Genomic DNA, 25,147 nt, shown 5'->3' on the forward strand with positions numbered 1-25,147 from the left:
GTTTGCAAACTAAACTTTTCATTTGTTCTGGAGAATAGCTATTACGACAGCCTGTTCTTCCTGACCATTCCCCATGATTGTTACATGATACCTTGTTCTTCTTTCCATTAAAAATCGCCTCACTATGAAATAAAATATGTTACTCTTGATATATCCACCTAGCATACACAAAAAAAGAGTGACAATTTTAGCCACTCTCAACAAAAGCACTTTAAAATTTTTATTAAAAGATAATTAGGAGAATTTTTGATTATGTGATACTCTTTATTTACCATTTGATTTACTTGTTTACATGTGCCCTACTCATTCGTGAGTGGGGCTCCTTGTTTTAAAAGAAAAAATAAAAAACAGACTCCATGTAGAGCCTGTTTATTTTGTTCTTAATTATTAAGCTTTACGCACGTTAGCTGCTTGAGCTCCACGTTGACCTTGCTCAACGTCAAAAGTAACTGTTTGACCTTCGTCTAAAGATTTGAAACCTTCGCCTTGGATCGCTGAGAAATGAACGAATACGTCTTCTCCGCCTTCACGCTCGATAAATCCGAAACCTTTTTCTGCGTTAAACCATTTTACTTTACCTTGTTCCATTTTGTTTCCTCCTGCTGTGTGCTTTGCACACAATGTGTTACTATCCTTGCACTCAGTGATCATCAAGACGAAAAGTTAATCTTATACTATCCTTAACACCGAACAAAAATAATTCTTCTAAAGTTTAACATTGTATAAAAGTATTTGCAAGAAAACATAAATACAACCATTTTTGCCACTCTCAAATTTTACACATGGTTTTAGATTCTTATATTGTTCTTATTCAAGTAAAGCACCTGTTAGTCATGAAGCGCAAAAATCAGCGCTTCACCACAGAGAATGAAAATGGTCACGAACCGTCAATACTGATTCTACGGCTGGGAGAGGAAGGTCGCGCGTTAGAGCCCATCCGTTAGTCTGACTCCACCGACCACGGTGCACCACTGACTGTCGCTCCCTTACGGGAAGCACGCATGGTAGATTAATCCTATTCTGGTTGTTGCACCAGCCTCTAATTATAATGATCGCGGTAGAAAGGATGTTTTCAATGGATGTAGTCATTGAAAGAGCATGCGGTATGGATGTTCATAAGGACAATATTACTGCCTGTATTTTGACACCTGAAGGAAAGGAGATTCAAACGTTCTCTACTAAAACTGTATTTCTATTACAGTTGGTTGACTCGATTAAACAACATAATTGTACCCATGTAGCCATGGAAAGTACGAGTGTTTATTGGAAGCCTATTGTGAATTTACTAGAAGCTGAGGATATCGAGTTTTTAGTGGTGAATGCCCAACATATGAAGGCTGTTCCAGGACGAAAGACAGATGCGAAGGATGCAGAATGGATCGCCAAACTTCTTCGCCATGGACTTCTTAAAGCCAGTTATATCCCTGACCGAAATCAACGTGAATTGCGTGAACTCGTTCGATATCGTCGAAGTATTATCGAGGAGCGTGCCAGGCAACATAATCGAATCCAAAAAGTGTTAGAAGGCGCGAACATTAAGTTGGGATCTGTGGTTTCAGATGTGTTGGGTGTTTCAGCACGAGATATGCTTGATGCCATTGCCAATGGTGAAGAGGACCCTGAAAAACTAGCAAACTTCGCTCGACGCAGCATGAAGAAGAAGAAAGAAGAGCTGGAACTCGCCCTAAAAGGCTATATCAATTCACATCAACGCCTCATGTTAAAGACCATTTTAGGTCATATTGATTTTCTTACTGAGCAAATCGAGATGCTTGATAAGGAAGTTGCGGACAGAGTCAGCTCCCATCAAGAAGATGTATCACGATTGGATTCGATTCCCGGTATAGCAACCAGAGTGGCTGAGCAAATTCTATCTGAATTGGGACTGATGTGAAGAAACAATTCTCCACTGCAGCTCATATGTGTTCTTGGGCAGGATTAGTTCCTGGGCAAAATGAAAGTGCTGGAAAAAGAAAATCAGCCAAAACTAAAAAAGGAAATAAGTATTTAAGATCGGCGTTAACAGAAGCAGCTCATTCAGTAAGAGGATCCAAAAACTATCTCGGAGCACTGTATAGACGTACAGCATCCCGAAAGGGTAAGAAACGTGCTGGTATTGTAGTCGCTCACGCAATGTTACGTATCTCTTATTATCTCTTAACCCGAAAAGAAATGTATATAGACTTAGGCGAAGACTACTTTGATAAGCAGAGACAACAATCTATCGTTCGGCATTCACTGAGACGACTCGAAAGTTTAGGATACACCGTTACGTTAGAAGAACCTAAAGCATCTTAATCCAGTCACTTTCTAAACCATAGATCAATGAATCTGGCGCTCTCCCCTTTTAAAAAAAATGAATGGGCTGCGTCTTCTTTAGTAATGCCATTTTCCCAATGTTAAAGAAGTTAATTTTCATGGTAGTTTAAGTATATTTCTTCACAATACTAAAAATATTTACTCCTAGGCATTTCTTTAAAAGATTGAAAAATGATTTAGAAATCATTGCACTTTGTACATTAAATAAATTTGATTTGCTATATAATCTGAACTAAAATGAAGTCCCTTCCTTATCCACCACATGATGATACCTACCAATGAGGCTGTTTTAATATCAATCGCAACATAATTAGCAGGTAAATCCGCCTTGGTATTCTTCCTTCTTGTTTCTAGTAATTGCTTTAATAAAAAAAACAATTGCTCCTCAAATTGATTCATTTTAAATAAAATAAGTAAATAATTTCGATGGATATATAAATAATCGAGCAATTGTGTTAGCTGTTGTTTTTCTGATAAATCTTTTGCTTGTATTAAATCAACAATTCTATCAGAAAGCTCATGTAATATCTCATCGGTGATTTGCGTTAGTAAATCTTGAATATCCTGATAATGTAAGTAAAATGTTGTCCGATTTAATCCTGCTTTGGCTGCGACCTTCTGAACAGTTAAATTTGAAATAGTGGAGTCCTCTGAAAGAAGCGAAAAGACAGCATTTTTAAACATTTCTCTTGAACGAATTGTACGAGGATCTTCTTTTTTTATAGACATTTTAAACTCCTTTATCGATTTTTTTTGACTTTCTCATCATGATATATATTCTATGTTGATTAGTGAACAGTTTAAAAAAAACTGTTTATGGTCAGGAACATATAGTTTTGTTATTATGGATTTTATCGACACAATGTTGAGAAATCAAGTATAGAATAAAGGGGTTTATGAATGAATAAGGAAATCACAGAAAAAAGTAAAAAAATAATATTAATTATTCTGATTGCAGGCTGTTTTTTATCAACCTTAAATCAAACTCTATTAAATGTTGCATTGAGTAGTTTCATGGACATATTTGATGTAAAAGCCGCAATTGTACAATGGTTATCAACAGGCTATATGCTAGTAAACGGCGTTTTAGTGACGATTACGGCTTTTTTAATGAAACAATTTTCAACAAGGCAGTTATTTATTAGCTCGATGTTCTTTTTATTAATCGGGTCTGTACTTTGTGCATGTGCTACGAATTTTGGCATACTGTTAACGGGAAGAATGATTCAAGCCATTGGGGCTGGAATTATTATCCCACTATTGATGACCGTTGTTTTATATTTATATTCTAGCGAAAAGCGTGGAGGTATTATGGGAACAATTGGCTTTGCAATAATCTTTGCACCAGCCATCGCTCCTACATTATCTGGTTTTATTCTTGAATATGTATCATGGAGATGGCTATTTATTGGATTAGCCCCATTTCTATTAATCGTCATTGTTCTTGCGTTCAAATATTTAATGAATGTTGCAGAAACAGCAAAAGCGAAATTAGACATCGCAAGTGTCATTTTATCAACGATTGGTTTTGGAAGTATTTTATTTGGATTTAGTAGTGCAGGAAGCAAGGGATGGGATGATTCCATTGTTATAACAACAATTATTGTCGGAGCTATCGTTACGACTCTATTCTGTTTACGTCAAATAAAATCCAACGATCCATTATTAAATTTATCTGTATTTAAGTATAAAATTTTCACTCTCACATCGTTCATTAATATTTTAATTACGATGATTATGTATGCGGATTTAATCCTTTTACCCCTCTACTTACAGAATGGACGAGGTTTTACAGCTTTAGAGGCAGGCTTTCTTTTATTACCTGGAGCTGTGATAAATGCCTTCTTATCACCAGTCACTGGTAGAATGTATGATAAATACGGTGCTAGACCACTCTTTATTACAGGTTTATTATTTATCATTATTTCCATGTGGGGAGTAATAGATCTAACCGAATCCACAAGCTATATGTATTTATTGGTTCGCACCTGCATTTTACGTATTGGATTAAGCTTTATTACTATGCCTTTAAATACAGCAGGGTTGAATGCTTTACCAAGAGAATTAGGTTCACATGGTTCAGCTGTAAATAATACTGTTCGTCAATTAGCAGGTGCTATTGGAACAGCAGTTGTCATCACAGTTTATACAATTCAATCAACTTCACATGCTTCTGAGTTATCTATTGAAAATGTAAACATTTCAGCTGTGCAACTAGCGAAGTTAGCATCGATCTTTGGTTCAAGTGATGCCTATTTATTTATGTTAGTTTTATCTTTTGTGGCGTTAATTGTTACCTTCTTTATGCCTGCTAAAAAAACAGGAAAACAAAAAAACAAGGGTAAAAAAACTGTTATACAACAAAGCGAAAGTTAATCAGATAACAGATATATTTACATTATGATCAAAACGAAAGCATATCTGAGATTTGTCAGATATGCTTTAATTTTTTACTTTGCAGTTTCACATGATTATTCCCTGAATAGATGACTAAGCTTATAAATAACTTTATTCACCTGAAGGTGAAACACTTGTACTCAGCTCTTTCACTTTCATCCTAATTTTATCTTTTTTGAATTAATATATGCACTACCTTCCTCGACTAACCTGCTTCTTTAGCACAATAAGAAAATGGGATCACCGCAGCCATCCCATCTTGTTACATGTGTATAAATATCCGATTTGTCTATTCACCTACTACTCCATCACCATCTCGGTCGTCCATATATTTATAGAGCCATGAATCGCGCGTAATTGGCATTTTAAAGCCAGCAGCTTTGGCTTCAGCGATCGTAACCTTTCCATTATGATTGGTATCCACCTTACTAAGATCTTCATTGCTACTTACCGTTGCGTTTGCCGGTGGCGTTGGTGGCGTACTACTCGTACCTGTCGTTTTCCCTAAATTTTTATTCACTTCATCTGGGTTTACATTGTCAAATTCATCTGTAATGGATCTGCCCTGAATTTTGTATGTGAATTTATAATGGTTAGGAATTTGCGTCTGAGTATTTGGATATGAAATAACTGCTACGAAATCAGTACAACCTCCTGCATCTCGAATCACTTTTTCCATATAAGCTTGATCGCCGTGCCTATTGAGAATGCTGTCTTGAGGTGTAATGTTATAGGCGTTAGATACTCCCCCAAGTGAGTCAGCAATCACATGCCCTTTATCGAATTCTTGCCTCTCTGTACCGGGAACATTTGCTTCATCAGAATAATATCTCCCAGACGATAAAACACGTTCCGTATTCGGATTTTGGAGTGTTATATTTTTTGCCTCAACACGAATTAGTTGTCCGTATTCATTTGTAAAAGCCCAATATTCCCTTTCGCCAAACCCAATATCAACTCGGACATTCGGCTTTCTATATCCTGACATATTTCCGCCATCTACTGCAATTAGTGTATATTTGCTGTAGTCAAAGTCACCATTAACACTTGTTATCGCTGGTGCACTAGTGGCAGGAACACTTTCACTCGTCGTTTTTTCGGTCTCATTGTCAGGTGTACTTTTTTTGCTTTCAACAGTGGTTGTTTTCTTTTCATTTATTTTGCTTTCTGTATTATTTTGTTGTGAACAACCAGTAAATACAATTAGTAGTGAAAGGAGTAATAAAATAATTCCCCATGATTGTCGATACCACTTTTGTTGCATATTGCACCTCTTTTTATAATTGAATTAGAATTACTTTACAATATTTGAATTACTTTACAATATTTGAATTACTTTACAATATTTGAATCAATTTAATATTTTTGAGCCCTCCGGGCTCAAGGCTTTTAAAGAATAGAAAAAGGAGTACCTCTCCAAAATGTCGAATTGAGTAAGCACCACACAAACTCATAAGACTGGAGGAAGACTCCCTTTTTACTTACCACGCGTTGGGTATGTAAAGAAAATCGACCCACTAAATAACACAATACAAATTCAGGATGAACTTCAATCCATCATTGATCTTGATTTCTTTTCCATTACCAATGTAATGATCAAATAACACCGTATGGATCTATTTGACAATTAAAAAAACCGAGAATACGCAAGAGAAGAATAAAAACTTGCATATTTTCAGCTTATTGATATTTTTAGATATTAAACACAAGCACCCGTTCACTGAACATAATACTGTTCTTATAAAAATACTCTTTAACTTCCTCGGTAAATCCGTAATCAATCTATTTTAAGGCGGTCACTTGTATAGTTTTGTTTAGCTACTGAGTATTTCCGGTTTTTCTAACTCAAGCTGTTTCTCCCTTTTCTTTTTTATACGTTTATATACGAATGTTGTAAGCAAAGGGGTTAAAATTACAGAAACAATAACTGAAGCTGCTACTTGAAGCGTTGCAAGAGGGGCAATAGCCGCAAACGTTGGATCAGCCATTGCAATCGCTTTCGGAGTAGCTACCGCATTTCCTGCGGTCCCCGATGCCGCAGCTCCAGCAATTCCATTACCACCAGTCAATCTGTCGGCAATCATACACACTGCACTCGTCATGAACACAGTTAAAAATCCTAGAAGTATTCCACTCCACCCCGAGGATACCACGGATTTTAGGTTAATCGTATTTCCCAATGCGAAACCGAAAAACGGAAAAAATACATCTTGATGTTTCGTGCAAAATGCACGAATGTCTTTATCCAAATTCCCTAAAATCGCTCCTAAAACAATAGGAATAACAACGGAAACCATAGACATATATGGAATAACTGCCAATCCAGCACCTGCCAGTACCAGCATCGTTAGAAAAGGTCCTGTTTCAATACTTTGTACAATATAGGAACCTGTATCATTTTCATCACCCATACTACTGGTTAATGCTATAAACAAACCACCATTGGTATCGTTCATTGCTGCAAGAACAGGCAATGCTGATAATCCCCAAAGGTCACCATGAAATAGTTTTGCAATCGCCAGTGCAATTATAGTAGCTATGGCCACTTTTGCAAACATAATAGAAAAACCTTTTTTTAGCATAACAGGAGTCCCTTTTAGGGTCATTTTCGTTCCTACACAAAAAAGATACGCGGCAATAAGTGTTGGAAATCCTTGGGCACCCAGCGATTGAGTGAAACCGCCAATATTAATAATCTGTGGAAAGAATGTATTAACAATGGCACCGATAAACAAAGGGATAATCATGATTCCCCCCGGTATTTTCTGGACACGCTCAAAAATTTTCATAATAGCCCTCCCGTTTCTACATTCATTTGTTGATCCTAAATTCATCTAGACTAGTTTAGATACAATAAGTAAAACTCGTAATATGGTTATTCTAGTTACGTCCAACCCCAAAGTAAGATTTGGGATGGACATAACCAGAGGTGGGCATTACTTATATTAGCTCATTAAAATTAGTTTACAGCAGACATAGAGTCTTCTAACATAATGACACGCTTTTCTACAGCAGACTTTTGAGCTGCTTCAATAATTTTAAGTTGGGTGATAATCTTCTCACCAGATGTAAGAGGTTCTCGATCTTCAATAATGGAATCAACAAACTCTTTCATTTGGATAGCAAAATTGTGAGGATTAGATGGCCCTGATATGATTTTTTCCCCATTAACATAAAGATCGGTATCCGCTGTTCCAATTAGCCCTACATGATCACCTGTTTGACTCCACTTGATCGTACCTTTTTTCCCAATAATATTCCCTTCATGAATTGGATAGCTATTATTAATTCCTAAGAAACATGTTGCTTGAGTTCCATCGTTAAATCCAATGATAATCGTAAGATCGTCATCTCCCTCGAAATCAGGATTGTTTGAAGTTCCTTGAGCTAGTACTGATACCGGTTCACGATCATCCATCATCCATAGAGTAATATCAATCGCATGTGAGCCAAGCATTGGATAGGCTAATCCACCTGTAGCTTCTTTTGACTGCCACCAAGGCGGAGCAACATTTTTATCAAAGAAGCATGTAAAGTTGTATAGGGAGTTCGTGATTTTTCCTATTTTATCAAAATATTTTCTAGCTTCATGGAATGCTTGGAAATATCTTCGACTTTGTGCAACCATTAGTTTTTTATTATTCCGTTTAGCCGCTTCAACCATCGATAGACCTTCCGTAACAGATGTCGCCATTACTTTTTCTACCAAGACATGCTTACCTGCATTGCTGGCTTGTACAGAAATTGGCTCATGCAAATTATGAGGTAAACAAATGATTACTGCATCGATATTTGGATCGTTTAAAGAATCTTCAATTGAAGTGTAAAAAGGAACATTGAATTCTTCGGAATATGCCTTGGCCAACTCTTCCTTTATGTCAACAACAGCAGTTAGTTCACATAATTCAGGCCAATTATTGATGGAATCAATATGTGTACGTGCGATTCTTCCTAATCCAATAATAGCTATTTTTAGTTTACTCATTTTTAAACATCTCCTTATTTTTAAATGAAACATTGCATTTATCTTACTTATCATGTTATCAGACATGTTGAAAAAACACACTATTCAGAAAATAGAGTTCGTACTTAATTCTAAAGTTTTACAAAAATTTAGGCATAGCTTCTGAAAAAATTACTTCGCCTCCGTCATTCTTGATGTATTAGAATCACTACTTAGTAGTTTCTTATAATCCTCTACAGTAATGATTTCAAGATCGCTTTTTGCTGACATACAGCAAGCTAATGCATAACCACTCGCTAATTCTTCATCAGATAATGCATCATATGAACGAACTAATCCTTGGGCATATTCACCATCGAGCACTTTTACTTTACACAGGCCGCATCCGCCTTGTTGGCACCATGTAGGAATTGGAATAAACGCGTCACGAGCAGCCCTTAGCGGTGTTACATTCGATAAACAAGTATACTCAAACTGCTGCCCTCTTGCTTTAAGTGTCACTTTAAACATAATATCACTCCCTTTTGAATGGCCTTTATATAGATTAAGTTGGCGCTTTCATGAAAGATGCAGATAGTTCTCGGCGATGATAGAATATACCTTGTCCAATCTTATCTTCTGTCCAAGTAATCGTTGGCATATCTGCAAAGGCCATGTATCCATTCGCAAATGCTTCATTTCGGTTTCCGGATGGGTCAAAGAAGTAAATCGTTTCTCCTCTTGTAATTCCATGGCGTGTTGGTGTGACATCAAATGGAACTTCATACATCGATAAAAGGTCGGCTGCTTTAAAAACATCGTGAAGGGAATCAACATGGAATGCAGCATGGTGGAGTTTAGCGTCTGGACCTTTCACAAATGCTAAATCATGTGCTTTATTAGACGTAAACAAAAAGCTTCCTAATAACTCTTCACCGTTTACCGCTGTAATTCTTTCACTTTGTCTGAAGTTAAGGGCTTCAATAAAGAATCTCGTGACTGTTTTTAAGTCGTCACCTGTTAATAGACAATGATCCAGACGATGCGGTGCAATTCCTTTTGCCCCTAATGGCCAAGGGTGAGGGTTTAAAGATCCTACAGTTGTTCCAAGCAATTCAATTTCATGATACAGTTCACAATGATGTCCTGTCGGCAAAATAAAATGAACCGCTTCTCCTTCAGCCAACCTAATACCATTTGAAATTCGTGTTGTAGTACAGCCGAATTCTTCAACCTTCTTTTCGTAATAAGCTAAATCTTCTAAAGTCTCTACTTTAAAAGCTAAATGGGCCAATCCAGCAGAGTTGGATTTTGTTAAAATTAAACTGTGGTGATCGTATTCATCCCATGCCTTAAAATAAACGCTATCCACATAACGCCCCGTTTCTTCTAAGCCAATAATCTTTGTATAGTATTCTACTGATTTCTCAAGTCTAGAACCTTTAGTTCTACCCGGCCGAGACGCATAATTCTAGGCATACTTTTCCCCCTAACGAATACTTTATGCTATTCGTATTCCATTGATAAATTGTTATCAAAAAATGCTTACATTCGAAAAAAATATCAGTTATCATATTATCAGACAAGTTATCATATCGATAAAATGAGTGAATCTTTAGGCACTCACCTCTCCGGAAAAGAATAGAAGATTCAATAGGATATTAATCTTTTTTCTATCATATGATCCCTTACAAGACATATATTAGCAAATGACATTCTACTTGTCTACAAAATATTCTGAATAATTTTTCTTTTGTGTAAATTTCAATTTTTAATATTGATAGATAAGATTTTCTGCGGAGCTAAAAATATCCATTTTTCTATATAAATTCAAACTATTAAAGGAGATAAAATAATGAAAGCGACTAAAATAAATAGACAAAAAGTTTATGAAGTGATCGCTGAACAGATTAAACAACAAATAATCAGTGGCGCTCTGAAACCTGGAGAGCGATTGCCTAGCAGCAAAGAATTATGTGAGATGTATCAAGTAGGGAGATCAACAGTAAGAGAAGCCTTAAGCGCTCTGGAACTAATGGGGTTTATTGAAACTCGTCAAGGAGAGGGAAGTTACATTAAAAAATTTAATTCTGAAGATATAGAACTTCCCGATTTTCAAAAAATGTTAATTAGTGAAGAAATGATCTTGGAACTAATGGAAGCTCGTGAATCACTCGAATTATCTATTGCTCGATTAGCCGCTCAAAAGAGAACAGAAGAAGATCTGAAGAAATTAGAGAGAAATTTAAACATGATGGAATTAAATATAACAAATGAAAAAGAAAGTAAGAAATTGGACATGCTTTTCCACCAAACTTTAGCACAGTCTACCCATAATTCTATTATGGCAAGGCTATTAGAATCCATTTCTGAACCAATGGATAAGGCGATGGAGGAAATACGTAGAATTACTTTCAATAGTCCAGTTTTAGCACAGAATGTTCTCAAAGAACATCGTCAGATTTATCAAGCAGTAGTTGAACAAAATCCATTATTAGCTCAACTAAAAATGGCAGAGCACCTTGATCATTTTGCGGGGAAAATGTTAAGGGGAAAATAATAATAGAGGAATTGTTTTACATCTTATAGAATACAACCTATTTATAGATGAGAGCAGGGTGTTCGCCTAATGACTTCCTCCTCATCAAACCTCCCTTCCCCGTTGAACTAGACTGCTAACAAAGATATTGTTATAACGAAAACTTTATTTGCCCCTTGAAAAGTTAATTTTCGAACCCCTTTCGTGTAAGAAATGAAGAAAATTGAGAGAGAGTATGAGAATAAAAATAAACTTTGAAAACATTATTAAAGAAAGGCCTTAGAGTACATTCACTAGTAAGACAAGCCGGGAATTACCCGGCATACTTTCTTTTACAAAAAAACCGCTCTAATTTGAATTTTCTTAACGTACAAAATTCGCGTATTTTGCTCTGAACCCCTGAAAACAAAGATTGAGTTTATCTGACATTTATCACCAAAGGCTTTAAAGTGAATACGTGCGTCATCCATTTTGACCAAAAAGACGAGGTCCAGACTTTTTGATACTTGCTTTTTGCACTGATAGGGTCCCCTATTGTTTTCGCTCAGTATGGTCTACTGTTCGCTATTCCCCCTTAGATAATGTAATCATAGAGGAAATGAAAAAAGTATCATTGGCTGGACGGATGGTTCAAAATGATCCGTAAGAAAAAAGTGCCCTATCCAACTTAAAAATAACAATTGGAATATGGGCACCTTTTTATAAGCTTACATGCTTTTAGTTTCTTGAACTCCATTAATTGAATAACTTACTGTAATTTTTGTATTTAATGAATGTGTAACTGAACAGTATTTATCATTAGCTAATTGGATGGCTCGTGCCACCTTTTGTTTAGGCAGTTCTCCTTCGAATGCATAGTGTATATGGATGTTTATAAAATTATTGGGAGGCTCTTCCGTACGATCTCCTTTCAATTCCATATGGAAAGAGGTTGGTTCTAAACGCATTTTTTTCAAAATCCAAATAACATTAATTCCAGTACAACCTGCAACTGAATATAAAAGGAGTTCCATTGGTCTTACACCGGAATTCTGTCCTCCGATCTTTTCAGCACCATCTATTTTAATTTCATGCCCAGAGGAGGCTGCCCCTGAAAATGCTACATTTCCTGACCAATTTAATGTGGCTTCCATCAATCCATCTAATCCTTTCATTTTGTTATTGTAATTTCCAAACTACTATCGTGCTGGATCCGTATTTCTATATATTAGTAATATTTGATAACAAGTGTGCTTTTTCATGAACAGGTCTAACAATTTGAATGTTCGCTATAAAGAAGGACATGATTGCCGCAAATCCGAATAATCCGGTTAATCCATTTTGATAGAACAAATCAAAGTAAACAATGTTCAAACCGGTTAATATAATTCCTGCTCCTAAGCTAATGTAGAAATAAGAAGCAGATTTCCCTAATTGGATCACCCATTCAGCTTTTTTATCCAATAGTGTAACAATCGTTATTGTCAGTATATTAATAGAACTTCCCACCCAGACAGGATGAATGTTCAAATAAAACGTAGCAGGTTTCCAGTCCCCCAGATAATACCATATTAATCCGCTTAAAAAACCTGTCAATAATGAAGCAATGACAGCTTTTTTTGTAACCACTGGCCAGAATAGTGCTGCTAATACCGGTGCAAATGTTGCACTATTGCGGATCGTCCAAGCTAAAACATTCCACCATGCGGATTGTTCTGTACGAAGCATGCCAAATACAATCATTAATACGGTTAGAATTAGCAATGAAATTTTAGTATATTTAACAAGCTGTTCTTCTGTAGCTTTCGGTTGTACAGCTCGTCCAAAGTCCCGTCCAAGACTGGTTGCTCCTGAAAATTGACAAGGAGCTCCCCAGCCAAGTGCACACGCCCATACACCTAAGAAAAACAAACCTACAAGAGGTGCAGGCAATATTTCCATTAAATATTGCGGAATGGCAATTAAACCTCCTTGGGCATTTGGTATAACTACTGCAGCAGCAATTCCAAATAAGGAACCACAGACAATAAATGGAATAGCCATAAATCCTGCTATGATCATCCCCTTTTGGCCTTCCTCCGGGGTTTTGGAGGAAAGTGCCATCTGAAATGCTGCCTGTGCAAGAATAACATTTACCAGAAAGGTACCAAACCAAGCAACAATTACTTGTAAACCAACACCATCCATCTCAAACATCGCTGGTTTGTCATGCGCAAATGTCAGAAGCCCTTCAATCCCTGGATTAATAAAGAAGGCAGTGAGCCCAATGATAAACATAGCTGCAAATAGAAAAATATTAATCGTTTGTGTAAATGCGATGGACCACATGCCTCCCCCCTGCAAATAAATGAATAATAAGATAGCTGTTATTGCCACGGAAAGTGTCAAAGATATTCCTGTGAAAACATGAATAGCTGAGGCAAAGGCAATAGCTGTTGCAACAGACCACATCGGGAAAGCAAACGCAGTAATCAAACTGGAGATTCCTAAAGATGTACGTCCATACTTTTCACCAATTAAACCAGTTACGGTAACCATCATTTTCTTACGAAATGAACGTATAATTAAAAAACCAATAATAAAGATTTGAACCATTTCTGCGACTCCATACCATATAGCGGAAATTCCTGACAAATAGGATAATTCTAAAATTGATATATAGGTTGATCCGGAAAACAATCCGGTGATACAAAAAGCCACCATCCATTTGTTGAAATTTCTGCCTGCTACAAAGTAGCTATCCTTCTTATTAATTTTACGCTTTGCTAACTGGCCGGCGATAATAAGCAATAATGTATAGCCAACTGCAAGCGCCAATATCCATATTCCATACTCCCCCAAATAGTCCCTCTCCTTTTGAATAAAAGATAGTCTGAAATAAAATATATATATACCCATCAAATTACTAGGCTTTTATTATTTAAATAACATATAATACTTTAAATATTATGTCAACAATCCATTAATCATTATTTCAAAAAAATTACAAAAGCATATTTGAAATGTTATTTAATTTTAAAAAACAACCTTATTCTGTTAGCCGTTCTAAAACTAACAAAATGAGGTTGTTATTCAAGAAAAGCGCCCTTATCTACAGTATGTTTTTCTACCGCATTTACGTATGGAATGATACAAAAATGACCAGATTTCTAACTTTGTGGAAACATTATCTACAGTTATTTTTTATAGTATTCAACGCATTCAAAGGTATGGAAAATGGACTTGGGCAGCAGGAGAAAGAAAATACCTTGAAGTTTAGTGTGGAAGTGTACTTCTTCCAGACTACACTTCCAGGACAGCAAGCGAAAGCGCGGTAGGTGTGATAGATAGGCTCGTTGCCTGATGGAAAACCTGCTACAGCCTTCAGGATCAATTATAACTACAGGGGCTCAAGTCAAGCCCATAATACGTGTATCTATGACTACATGTAATCAATGATAAAAGGTGCATTCTTTCAACTTTTTTGAGCTGATACTGTAGATAATGGCCCGATTATTGAATAAGAAAAGCATCACCCTATAGAATACGTGCTACTTATACACACAAAAAGAATCCTCGATTGAAGCTCCTTTTTATACTGCTGAACCTTCTCCATCATTTCTTAGTGTAGTCATAAATATAGGAATTTATTGGGATACTCAGTATATCCGGAATTATTGGAGGAAATTATGCTCGAAAAAGGAAAAGTTAACGCCGGTGAATTTCTCATATTAGTAACTGTCTTTACAATCGGAAGTGCGATACTTGTTGCTCCCGCTCCAGTTGCAAAAGCAGCTAAACAGGATGCTTGGATTACGGCTATCTTGACAACTTTAATTTCTTTATTTTTTATTTTCGTTTTTAACAAGGTATCTGCCCTTTATCCATCCATGACGTATGTTGAGAATAATGAAAAGATATATGGAAAATGGGTGAGCAAAATCGCATCCATTCTCTACCTTTTTTATATTTTTCATATTACTTGCGGACAAGTTCGGGATATCGAGGATTTTTTTACTACGGAAATATTGGTTGAAACACCCTTGCAATAATTATGATTATATTTGCGTTTACATGCTTAGTTGGTGTGTGGTTAGGATTAGAAGTGAACTGTCGTTCGGCAGTAATATTTTTTCCATGGATTGTCATGCTGCTTTTTATATTATTCTTGTTTCTGATTCCTCAAATAGAGATGGAATATATTCAGCCTATTTTCGGAGAAGGTCTGAAACCCATTTTAAAGGGTTCATACGTAAATTGGGGAAACCCTCTACAGCTTGGCATTTTACTCATGGTCATGCCGTATGTTACGAACAAAACAGAAATGAAAAAATCCTTTTATAAAGGATTTTTAATTGGAGCCGTCTTCATCACGATTTTGTTTACCTTGAGCATTTTAGTTTTAGGTGCCAATATGACTGCAAGACAATCCTATCCGTCGTATATGTTAGGGAAAAAAATCGTCATTGGAACCTTTATCCAAAGAGTAGAAGTCCTAGTTGCCATTATATGGATGCTGACGCTGTATTTTAAGGCGACAATTTGTTATTATGCACTTTCACTTGGATTAGCTCAGGTGTTAGGTTTAAAAAGCTACAAAATTCTCACCTTTCCATTGGCATTTTTAATTATTCCCTTTTCAATCTTTATGAATCCCAATATCGTAAGCTTCCATCAGTTTATTTTGATAGCATTAACACCGTACTCCTTAACAATCTGTGTCTTTCTTCCACTGCTATTGTTAGTGATTGGAAAAGTAAAAAAACACCTTGCTTCTAAAGCGACTAAACAGCCAGTTAATTGAATAAATTAGATCTACGATTTACTTTCAATAGATCATTCTCTTATTCAAGAAAAAGGCCCGTTTGTGGAATATGACAGATAGCGTTCTTTACTTTTTATCAGTCTTAGCGCTGTTACCCTAAAATGGATTTGAATGTCTCACTTCTGAAGAAAACACCATTTCCTTAAGGCGATGGTGTAAAAAAATAGTCTATACATTTCTAAAAGTTAGGCAATGCATCCACTGCATCTGCCAAATCACTATACGAATCCTTCAAGTATCTACTTGTTGTCGCGATGTTACTGTGGCCGGCGAGTCTTCTTACTTTTTCAATATCATTATTCGTCGCTTTTAGCATCCATTTGCAAAACCTATGACGGAACATATGAGGAGTCAGTTTTTTATTTGGCAAGCTGTAATTTTCGATCATCGTCTGAATTCCGCGAACCGTAAACCTTGGTGATCGCTGGCTATAAAAAACATAAGGGGAATCCTCTATATGTGGTTTCTGATTTGCCTTTTCTCCCCGGAAGGTCAGCCAATCTTAGATTTCAGCCATTAGCGTATTCGAAATAGGAACCGTTCTTACTTTCATCCCTTTTCCGACAATTCGAATACGTTTTAAAACTAAATCGATGTCCGTTAATTTTAAATTTGAAAGTTCATCCACTCGCAATCCGGCGTAAGTAAGCAAATAAATAATCACCCGATCACGGCGATACTTTTCTTCCGGATTCACTCCCCTGCTTTTGACGGGTTTCTTCCTTATTATATAGAATAAATCTTCAAACTCATCTTCCGTCAGCCACATGATCTTTTCAGAATCTTCATCTGCAGATTTTAAGTCTTGTATTTCTTGCATTGGATTCTGCTGTATTTTTTATTTTTGGTATATAAAAAGGTCCCCAAGATTAGTCGAAATAAATGCAAAAATACCTGAAAGAAAAATGACTCTACCAGTTCCATCACTTCTTGAACTAAATAAGTTCCCATGCCTTGGACGGAAACGGAACTTGATTCGAAATTACGGTTTAAAGGCAACCCTAACGGGTTAAGCCGAGGGTTAGCTTACCTATTGTCATCATATTACCGTCAATTCGGTCTCCCATTTTCATAGGGTTTTAAAATCCCATACAGCGTTTCAATGACCGGGACAGCCAAATCGTGTTTGGCAGCCAGACGAAGCGCCCCTCCTTGTAAATGCTCCACTTCTAAAGGCAGCCCCTTTATCATATCCTGATGCATGGATGATGTGGCGTCTTTATGGAGTTTTTTCAAATTAATTGCCATCCTCTCCGCTTCTTGATCGGTTATGGCAATACCTTCTTTTACGGCAAGATTTTTCATTTCAAAGATGACCTTTTTAGCAACACCGAAAGTAGCTTCCGAACTCGCTATAAAACCTACAGGCAGCTGCGTAGCTGAGGTAATTCCTGAAAATGCCGTTATAAATATGTATTTATTCCACATATGTTTTAAAATTTCTTGTTCTCTTAAAATATTCGTTTTTACTTGGGCATTGATCTCTTCTAATTTCTCACAAACTTCCAATTGCCCAAGATGGAGAGCCCCAAATTTTATCATACCGCTTCCGCTCGTATGTTTTACGTGTCCATGTTCATCTAATGTAGCAATAATCGAAGCAAATCCTCCTAACACTTTTTCCTTCCCAACGGCCTGCTGTAGTTTTTCCAAGTGCTCGATACCATTTAACAAAGGCAGAACAAACACTCCTGTTTGCTGTACGATCGTCTGAACCTGCTGGATTGCTTGCTCAAGATGATAGCCTTTAACAGCAAGTATCACCAAATCGATATTGTTGACCTGTTCCGGCGATGTGAAAACCATTACATCTTTTCTTTCAAAGTTTCCTTCCGGGCTGTATAACTTCAACCCCTCTTTTTCTAATTGAGCCGCACGTTTTTCCCTTACAAAAAAAGAGACATTTACTCCTGCCTCTAACATTCTCCCTCCAAAATAAGCTCCCAAAGCACCTGCACCTTGGACCAAAATATTCATACTTGGAAAGCCTCCCTTAATCTTTTATTTTTTTATTTTATCATGGAAAAGAAGGACCATTTTTACAACTGTATTAAAGGCCCCCACATTTTATATCGTCAAAGATTACTTTTTATTATTAATTCAATTGATACAAAAAAGCACCCTAGAGCTATCAAATGTCCTGTTTCGCCTGTTTGCCCTCCTACAGAAAAACGGGCGAAAGTCTCATAGATACGAGAAGAAAACAGTCTTTGATATATGGGGTGCTGTCTATACCTAATAGATTTAATATTACTTTACATCTCTCTGGCTATAATTAGCAATATTTCACAAAGAGACTGGAAATTATTTTTGGTATGGTAGGCTTTACAAGTTTATTAAAAATCCTTGTTTTCCAAAAAAGTGACTGTTTTCATTAATTTCCTTATTCCCTTAGGTAAAAAGTAGGCTGCTGGTAAAGCACAAACAAAAGCTTCACTCCATATTCTCAACCATATTTTAAAAAATGTGTTACTAAATCCAAAATTTATTGAAACCAATACAAAGGAAATGAAAATGGACATACCTAAAGCCATAAAAAAAGTAAATACTATGTGTTCATATTTTTTATCAATTTTCAAAATAACCCACCTATTCACAATAAAACACAATATTGTTTTTAATATTAGAACCTTAATTATTGGACATTTCACAATACTTTCTTAATTCTTATTCTACTAACTTGTTGTGTCCATTTGCTTTGTCCATTCAGAGAAAAATATAATAATCAAAATCTACTAAATATTGAACAGAAAATACTAGAAAGGCAAATTCAGCTTCATAGTGCAACTACTTAGAAATTGAGGAAAATGGAATTCTGACCTGAGGTCCGATAACAGTATTCGCAAACTTTGCAAATACAACAGGAAATGGCGGGATTTCATGTTTCATTTTCAAAATATGTTCTCGATAATAATAGCCAACACAAATCATTTTTCCCGGCTGTGGTAATGGAACTTTTACTTTTACATCGTTAACTAAAAATACAAGCTTCCGTCCTTTATCTTCTCTAGTTTTTAGTGCATACTCGATGGCACTTTTTGCAGGTTCAAGGCTTTCCTTATCCCCCTGTAGAAAACCCATTCATATCCACAGGAACAAATACTTCAGCCAATACTTGATACGCAAGGTTTATTCAACAGCCTTATTATCTACTATTGTTCCAACATGTGAAGTTCCTTCTCTTGAAAAAATTTTTAACTTTGTAAAATAACCCCTTATCTATTAATATTTATTGTGCGTTCCATTCTTTTATTTTATAAATTGCATCATTTCCAACCTTCATTGGATCCTGCTTCACAATATTTGCTGCTTCTTCAATAGAAGCCGTTTGAATGACATAAGCCCCTCCAGTTTGATCTTCAAATCCTCCTGAAACTTTTAAAACGTTATCATTTCTTAATTTGTTTAAAAACTATCTGTGTGCTTGAATTGAGTTATCTGTAAATGAAGGTTTCCTTTCGATTATGACGAGAAACTGTTTCAATAATGTCACTCATTTTTATTCGTTATAATGGGTCCATAATTAGAAAAATATGTTCTCTAATATGATAAATCGTTGTCACATAATTGTCAATATCATTATATTCAGAATATAAATAAAAAAACATCTGTAAAATAATGTTTCCCGATTTTTGCATAATTTTATTATGATTATCTTTAATAAAAGTGTTTAATTTGTTATTCTCGAATTTTTTATGCTATTCGAAGACACTCAAGATTCATGATGTTTCTTAGAAGGAGGACTTTATGGAGAAGCTTAAAAAAGGGACAACCATTCAATCTTTAGAAGTATGAATGGGAGTTTTGGATTTTATTGCACATCAAGCAAAACCTTGCAAATTTACCGAAATTGAAGAACAGACACAAATTACAAAAAGTAATTTATATAAATATCTTCATACTTTTACTCAATTAGGGATTCTCTACCGTGATAGGGAATCAGGTGCCTATGTTCTTGGAAGCAGATTGATTGAGTATGGGATGGCTGCACTGGATCAGGAAAATGTCCTTGATCGGATTTCACCTTATTTAGAATTACTTAATATTAGAACATTGAATACTGTACTATTTTCGATCTGGACACAAAATGGTCCGATGGTAATTAAGATGTTCAATATCACTCAAGGGAGCTCATCCATGAATGCCATAAAAACTTTCCCTGTTGCTGAGAATGGAGGGAGTAAGGTACCAATTTGGGCGTCAATATTTAGCATGTTGTTCAAGAATGGAAAGAAGCGGGAATTAAAAATTTTAGCCCTGATCAACAGCAACAACTAGATACAGAAATAGTGATGATTCGAGAAAAAGAAATTTCATTTGCAAGGGAACCACTCGTTGCCTCTGTATCATCCGTTTCTTTTCCAGTTTTAAATTACAAAAAAAATATCTTAGGTGCTGTTACAGTTGTAGGTTTTTCCGAGAAAATACCAACAAATGAAACCGAAGATCATAGTAAAACCATTATAATTAAAAAGGGAAAAGACACAAAAACAAGCTGTTAGGAAAACTTTCCCAACAACCTGAAAAGAAAAGCGGATTTCGAAAGAATAAACTGTATGGCAATTCACAAATTGATGTAAAATAGGATTAATTGAACAACCATTGCAGTAGATAAGACCTTCCTTAACTGCGATATATTTATACAAAAATAGGTTGTTTTTCTTCGGCTAGTTCTAATAGACGCTTTTTAATTTCTTTTACATTTATATGCTTTTGTGAGACACCCGTTTCCATCGCAGCTTCAGCAACGGCTGCTGCTACATGGGCAGCTACTCGGCGGTCAAATGGATCTGGAATCACATAATCAGCATGAAGGTCTTTATCTGAAATTAATCCGGCAATCGCATAAACTGCTGCTAGTTTCATTTCTTCATTAATTTCTTTCGCATGGACATCTAAAGCACCACGGAAAATCCCAGGAAACGCCAATACATTATTGACTTGATTTGGAAAATCAGAGCGGCCTGTCCCTACCACAAGTGCTCCCGCTTCTTTTGCTTCTTGGGGCATAATTTCCGGTATCGGATTTGCCATGGCAAAAATGATGGAACTCTCGTTCATGGACCGAACCATTTCGCTTGTGACAGCACCGGCAGCTGACACCCCCACAAATACATCCGCTCCGACAAGCGCATCTGCCAATGTACCTTGTTTTTGTTCTTTATTAGTGATACGAGCCATTTCCTCTTTAAATGGATTCATTCCTATAGGGCGTCCTTCATAAATCACCCCTTTTGTATCGCATAAAATGACATCTTTGACCCCCATATGAAGCAACAGCTTAACAATCGCCACGCCTGCGGCCCCAGCCCCATTTGCCACAACACGAATATCTTCCACTTTTTTGTCAGCAAGCTTCAGGCATTGATTAACCCAGCTGCAGTTACAATAGCCGTACCATGCTGATCATCATGGAAAATAGGAATATTGCATACTTTTCGCAATTGTTCTTCAATTTCAAAGCATTGTGGCGCTGCGATATCCTCTAAATTGACTCCGCCAAAAGTCGGTTCCAATAATTTAACAACCTCGACAATTTTATCTGGATCAGTTGTATCCAAGCAGAGTGGAAATGCATCCACATCGGCAAATGATTTGAATAAAATTGCTTTTCCTTCCATGACCGGCATGGCTGCTTTCGGACCGATATTTCCAAGACCAAGTACAGCTGTTCCATTCGATACAACGGCAACAAGATTACCTTTCATGGTATAATCATACACTTTGCTTTCATCATCACGAATGTCTAGGCAAGGCTCTGCTACACCTGGCGAATAAGCAAGGCTTAAATCTTTTGCATTGCTTACGGCAACTTTCGAATGGACACCAAGCTTTCCTTGCTTTTCTTTGTGCATATTTAATGCTTCTTCACGTAAAGTTAACATTTTATATTTCTCCTTTAGCTATTTACAAAATTTTTGTTTTCTTGTTAGTACCTAGAGAAAGCAATTAAGAAATTTCCTTAATACCAGAAAAACGTATGGAATAGACTTTCTGCTGTTTATCTTTTATAGAAATGGTTTGTTCATTTAGGTTTAGGTTCAAAACATGCCCCTTGGTATTAATTGTAAACAATTGACTATTTCCATAATTGGTGAATTACGTTACCTATTATTATACAAAGAGTAAGTGATGTCAATATAATATCTAAATATTATTTATATTTTGAATATTAAATAGTAAACTATGGAAAAGGAAGTTGATGAATGATATAGATTTAATTTGCATGAAATCTATATAGTAATGGCCTAAATCCAATAAACTAAATATTTGACGAAAAGATCTTCTTGGAGGGACAAAAACGATTCGAGGAATGAACGTCAAAAAAAGACAGGAATAAGTCCTGCCCTAGTTTTCTTTGTTTATTGTAATTCAAGACTATCATCTAATTGCTAGAGTAAGGATAAAAAATAGCGTTATTTATGTGGTTAAACTCAAACAACATTATTCTCAGTAGGCTCCAAACTCGGATCACCTTCATTAGATACTTTATTATAATAAGCATGTCTCTCAGGCACTAATGCTAAGGCAATCGTAGCGATTAAACCAGGAATCGCAAATGCTATAAAATTCCATTCTATTGGTAAAGCAACCGATAAAAGGAAACCTCCCAAAAGTGGTCCGAGCATGCCACCAGTTCTACCGATACCAGACGCCACACCTAAAGCTGTCGATCTGATGTATGCTGGATAGTACTGTGATACATAGGCTTGTACGATATTTTGTGCCCCGATTGTAGCCGCTCCTGCAATTGCTATTAATACATAAATTACGAACGTATTTCCGACAAATCCAAGCAGTGTCAAGACAACGGCGCCTGAAGCATACATCGGGACAAGCATCTTTTTAGAGCCGTATTTATCACAAAGTCGCCCTATAATAAGGGTCCCTATAATGGCGCCACTTTGAAGTGTAATGAGGAATCCTAAGCTAGAATTCAGTCCATATCCTGCTTCAATCATCAATTTTGGAAGCCAAGTATTCAAACCGTAAACCATCAACAAGCAGCTGAAAAAGGCAATCCAAAACATGACAGTGCTTAAAGCTTGGTTATTTTTAAATAAGCTAACAATAGGAATCTTTATTTCTGATACTTTTAACTCTGCAATCTCATCATTTTTATTAAAAGTCGTTCCAGGACTTACCTTAGAAAGAGTAGTCAATAGTATTTCTTTTTTGCCTGTTCTGATTAGGTGACTCACCGTTTCTGGTAACTGCTTATATATTAATGGCAAAGCTACTAACGGAAGACCAGCGATCCAAAAGATGGATTCCCAGCCGAATGTCGGCATTAATAGGATCCCTAAAGAAGGTGCAAGAATCCCCCCTACCGAATAACCGCATAACATAATGGATATAATCATACTTCTCATTGATTTAGGTGCATAATCCGTCAACAAAGCGATGACATTTGGCATAATGCCTCCAAGTCCTAAGCCTGCTAAAAAGCGAAAAGTAGAGAAAAGCGTTGGAGTTTGGGCAAAGCCACATAAGAGTGTAAATAAACTAAAAAATAATAATGTAATAGCAATGACATTTTTCCTTCCAATACGATCAGCCAGTATTCCAAAAATGATCGCACCGAACATCATACCAAATAGTCCATAGCTCCCCATTGCTCCTGCTTCAACCGCCGTAAGATGCCATTTATTAATTAAAAAAGGTACTACAGTCCCATAAAGGACGAGGTCATATCCATCAAACAAAATAAGCAGGAAACCCCATATGAGCAGTCCTAAATGAAAGCGGTTAAATTTACTTTTAGCAATAACCTCAGTGGTATTAATATAAGCCAAATTGTCTCCTCCTTGATTACAATTAAAATAATAAACTAATAACGCTTACTTACATGCAAAAAATAACGTAATTCAGTCAACCACCACCATTATATTCTATAAATAGTTAACAAAGTTTCCTAACAGGGATTATACGGGATGATTTCGAATTTTCAATAAAAATATTCAATATTTTTCTGACTATTGGGAAAATATCTATAATTCCCCTGTTACCGCTTCTATAGAAATCCACATACGAGATTTTGTGAGCCTACTAAGGAGAAAGCCTTAACACAGTAAAAAAGCGAGGATAGCCCGCTTTTTAATTAATTTGCTCTATACAATTTATTCTGGTTTCTATATGTGGTTCATAACCAAAACTTCCAGATATCTCTTTACTTATACTCATTAAATATCTGCTAAGCTCTTCGTCTTCATTTTGAGGTATTAACTCGGAAAAGCCGACAATTGTAACAGTACCAAGGAGTTGCTTTTTGTAATTAAATACAGGGAAAGCAACGGAGGATACAGATGGAACGAGTGGCTCCCTGGCAAAAGAAATTTCTTTCTTACAAATTAATTTGCACTCTTCTTTCAGGTGGTTAATTTTTTCTGAAGGAGTTTTCTTTAATTCTTTCTTTCCCCATTCACGAGTAATTTGTTCATCTATGAAAGCCATAAATACCTTCCCTGTTGCAGAAAGAAGAGGAAGCAACGTTCCCGTCTGAGCCCCAATATTATATCCTTGGTTTGCGTAAAACTCCCTGATGATCATAGGTCCATTATGTGTCCAAGTGGAATATACAACGGTACTCAAACTTTTTTCATTGATTTCTTGCAGATAAGGTGTGATTCGGTCAACAACATTTTCATGACCTACAGCAGCCAAACCGTATTCAATTAGCTTACTGCCCAATACATATGCACCAGATTCTTTGTCACGATCAAGAATTCCTAATTGCGTAAAAGTATGAAGATATTTATACAAATTACTTTTTGAAATTTCTGTCAAATTATCAATATCAGAAGATTTCAGAGGCCTTCCTTGTTTGGCTATTAAATCCACGATGCCAATACCTATTTGTAATGATTGAATGGTTCTTCCTTTTTTTATAACTTCCATTTAAGATCCTCCTAGACTAAAAGGTTAAAAATCTCTCTTAACCTTTAATAACTGTATACATTGCGGCGACTCATATTCCTTAGAAAAAGTACGTTGTTTGAAATATAGCTATTTAATTGGATAGATGTCAACAAAGAAAAATCTGTGCTAACAGCTGAATTAAGAAGAACAATCGTAATAAATATTCATCAAGATAAAGGACGCTTGGAAGGAGTATGGTTTAAATTTACTAAATTTTTTCGTTAATCATATTGATAATACAAAATGA

At 36.1% G+C, this 25,147-nt stretch carries 18 protein-coding genes and 6 pseudogenes; 7 read left to right on the forward strand and 17 right to left on the reverse strand.

Annotation, left to right across the window (positions count from 1 at the left end; genetic code table 11):
* Positions 1–387 precede the first annotated feature (387 nt).
* Entirely contained in the window at positions 388–588 is a 201-nt protein-coding gene (locus JN080_RS24670) for a cold-shock protein (protein ID WP_042463323.1), read from the reverse strand.
* A gap of 487 nt (positions 589–1,075) precedes the next feature.
* On the opposite strand from JN080_RS24670, the pseudogene JN080_RS24675 reads away from it, so the two are divergent.
* Positions 1,076–2,298: pseudogene (locus tag JN080_RS24675) on the forward strand (IS110 family RNA-guided transposase).
* 204 nt (positions 2,299–2,502) lie between these two features.
* Here the strand turns inward: JN080_RS24675 and JN080_RS24680 are convergent.
* Positions 2,503–3,048: a TetR/AcrR family transcriptional regulator gene (locus JN080_RS24680; protein ID WP_256238624.1), complete on the reverse strand. Its 546-nt coding sequence runs from the start codon at positions 3,046–3,048 to the stop codon at positions 2,503–2,505.
* A gap of 171 nt (positions 3,049–3,219) precedes the next feature.
* Here JN080_RS24680 and JN080_RS24685 point away from each other — a divergent pair, with 171 nt between their 5' ends.
* A complete protein-coding gene (locus JN080_RS24685; protein ID WP_256238625.1) occupies positions 3,220–4,695 on the forward strand; it encodes a DHA2 family efflux MFS transporter permease subunit in 1,476 nt (491 codons plus the stop codon).
* 310 nt (positions 4,696–5,005) lie between these two features.
* Here JN080_RS24685 and JN080_RS24690 read toward each other — a convergent pair whose 3' ends face one another.
* From JN080_RS24690 to JN080_RS24710, 5 genes are all read right to left on the reverse strand, one after another.
* Positions 5,006–5,980 carry a DNA/RNA non-specific endonuclease gene (locus tag JN080_RS24690; RefSeq protein ID WP_256238626.1) on the reverse strand — a complete coding sequence of 325 codons (975 nt, stop codon included), beginning with the start codon at positions 5,978–5,980 and terminating at the stop codon, positions 5,006–5,008.
* 550 nt (positions 5,981–6,530) lie between these two features.
* Positions 6,531–7,505, reverse strand: coding sequence for a 2-keto-3-deoxygluconate permease (locus tag JN080_RS24695; RefSeq protein WP_256238627.1), 975 nt, complete (start codon positions 7,503–7,505; stop codon positions 6,531–6,533).
* 170 nt (positions 7,506–7,675) lie between these two features.
* On the reverse strand, positions 7,676–8,701 hold the full coding sequence (locus JN080_RS24700) for a Gfo/Idh/MocA family protein (protein ID WP_256238628.1): 1,026 nt from the start codon (positions 8,699–8,701) through the stop codon (positions 7,676–7,678).
* A 150-nt stretch (positions 8,702–8,851) separates the two neighbouring features.
* Positions 8,852–9,190, reverse strand: coding sequence for a 2Fe-2S iron-sulfur cluster-binding protein (locus JN080_RS24705; protein ID WP_256238630.1), 339 nt, complete (start codon positions 9,188–9,190; stop codon positions 8,852–8,854).
* 34 nt (positions 9,191–9,224) lie between these two features.
* The gene (locus JN080_RS24710) at positions 9,225–10,061 is read right to left on the reverse strand and encodes a catechol 2,3-dioxygenase (RefSeq protein ID WP_309144715.1); all 837 of its coding nucleotides are present in this window, start codon (positions 10,059–10,061) and stop codon (positions 9,225–9,227) included.
* 453 nt (positions 10,062–10,514) lie between these two features.
* On the opposite strand from JN080_RS24710, the gene JN080_RS24715 reads away from it, so the two are divergent.
* Positions 10,515–11,219, forward strand: coding sequence for a FadR/GntR family transcriptional regulator (locus JN080_RS24715; protein WP_256238631.1), 705 nt, complete (start codon positions 10,515–10,517; stop codon positions 11,217–11,219).
* Between the two features lie 686 nt (positions 11,220–11,905).
* Here the strand turns inward: JN080_RS24715 and JN080_RS24720 are convergent.
* Together JN080_RS24720 and JN080_RS24725 are read right to left on the reverse strand one after the other, a co-directional pair.
* Positions 11,906–12,331, reverse strand: coding sequence for an OsmC family protein (locus JN080_RS24720; protein ID WP_256238651.1), 426 nt, complete (start codon positions 12,329–12,331; stop codon positions 11,906–11,908).
* 67 nt (positions 12,332–12,398) lie between these two features.
* The gene (locus JN080_RS24725) at positions 12,399–14,018 is read right to left on the reverse strand and encodes a sodium:solute symporter family protein (RefSeq protein ID WP_256238632.1); all 1,620 of its coding nucleotides are present in this window, start codon (positions 14,016–14,018) and stop codon (positions 12,399–12,401) included.
* An 827-nt stretch (positions 14,019–14,845) separates the two neighbouring features.
* On the opposite strand from JN080_RS24725, the pseudogene JN080_RS24730 reads away from it, so the two are divergent.
* A pseudogene (locus tag JN080_RS24730) lies at positions 14,846–15,960 on the forward strand (GerAB/ArcD/ProY family transporter).
* A gap of 199 nt (positions 15,961–16,159) precedes the next feature.
* On the opposite strand, the pseudogene JN080_RS24735 reads toward JN080_RS24730, so the two are convergent.
* Positions 16,160–16,816: pseudogene (locus JN080_RS24735) on the reverse strand (tyrosine-type recombinase/integrase); the annotation flags it as partial.
* Positions 16,817–17,031: 215 nt separating this feature from the next.
* On the reverse strand, positions 17,032–17,958 hold the full coding sequence (locus JN080_RS24740; protein ID WP_256238633.1) for a ketopantoate reductase family protein: 927 nt from the start codon (positions 17,956–17,958) through the stop codon (positions 17,032–17,034).
* 91 nt (positions 17,959–18,049) lie between these two features.
* Here JN080_RS24740 and JN080_RS24745 point away from each other — a divergent pair.
* A pseudogene (locus JN080_RS24745) lies at positions 18,050–18,220 on the forward strand (IS4 family transposase); the annotation flags it as partial.
* Positions 18,221–18,317: 97 nt separating this feature from the next.
* On the opposite strand, the gene JN080_RS24750 reads toward JN080_RS24745, so the two are convergent.
* From JN080_RS24750 to JN080_RS24760, 3 genes and pseudogenes are all read right to left on the reverse strand, one after another.
* Entirely contained in the window at positions 18,318–18,560 is a 243-nt protein-coding gene (locus tag JN080_RS24750; protein ID WP_256238635.1) for a DUF2798 domain-containing protein, read from the reverse strand.
* A gap of 208 nt (positions 18,561–18,768) precedes the next feature.
* Positions 18,769–19,062: a fumarylacetoacetate hydrolase family protein gene (locus JN080_RS24755; RefSeq protein ID WP_256238636.1), complete on the reverse strand. Its 294-nt coding sequence runs from the start codon at positions 19,060–19,062 to the stop codon at positions 18,769–18,771.
* A gap of 148 nt (positions 19,063–19,210) precedes the next feature.
* Positions 19,211–19,378, reverse strand: a pseudogene (locus JN080_RS24760) (YciI family protein); the annotation flags it as partial.
* 398 nt (positions 19,379–19,776) lie between these two features.
* On the opposite strand from JN080_RS24760, the gene JN080_RS24765 reads away from it, so the two are divergent.
* Complete coding sequence (locus JN080_RS24765) at positions 19,777–20,259, forward strand: helix-turn-helix domain-containing protein (RefSeq protein ID WP_256238637.1); 483 nt, start codon at positions 19,777–19,779, stop codon at positions 20,257–20,259.
* An 8-nt stretch (positions 20,260–20,267) separates the two neighbouring features.
* Positions 20,268–20,483 carry a hypothetical protein gene (locus JN080_RS24770; protein WP_483861551.1) on the forward strand — a complete coding sequence of 72 codons (216 nt, stop codon included), beginning with the start codon at positions 20,268–20,270 and terminating at the stop codon, positions 20,481–20,483.
* Between the two features lie 136 nt (positions 20,484–20,619).
* Here the strand turns inward: JN080_RS24770 and ystJ are convergent.
* The 3 genes and pseudogenes from ystJ to JN080_RS24785 form a co-directional block, all read right to left on the reverse strand.
* A pseudogene (gene ystJ / locus JN080_RS24775) lies at positions 20,620–21,866 on the reverse strand (NADP-dependent malic enzyme).
* Between the two features lie 549 nt (positions 21,867–22,415).
* Positions 22,416–23,777, reverse strand: a complete 1,362-nt coding sequence (locus JN080_RS24780; RefSeq protein WP_256238639.1) for an MFS transporter — start codon at positions 23,775–23,777, stop codon at positions 22,416–22,418.
* A 301-nt stretch (positions 23,778–24,078) separates the two neighbouring features.
* Positions 24,079–24,879, reverse strand: a complete 801-nt coding sequence (locus JN080_RS24785) for an IclR family transcriptional regulator (RefSeq protein WP_256238640.1) — start codon at positions 24,877–24,879, stop codon at positions 24,079–24,081.
* Between the last annotated feature and the right edge of the window lie 268 nt (positions 24,880–25,147).

This window comes from Bacillus sp. EB600 (assembly GCF_024494385.1).
In the GTDB taxonomy this organism is placed as follows: domain Bacteria; phylum Bacillota; class Bacilli; order Bacillales; family Cytobacillaceae; genus JAEVLT01.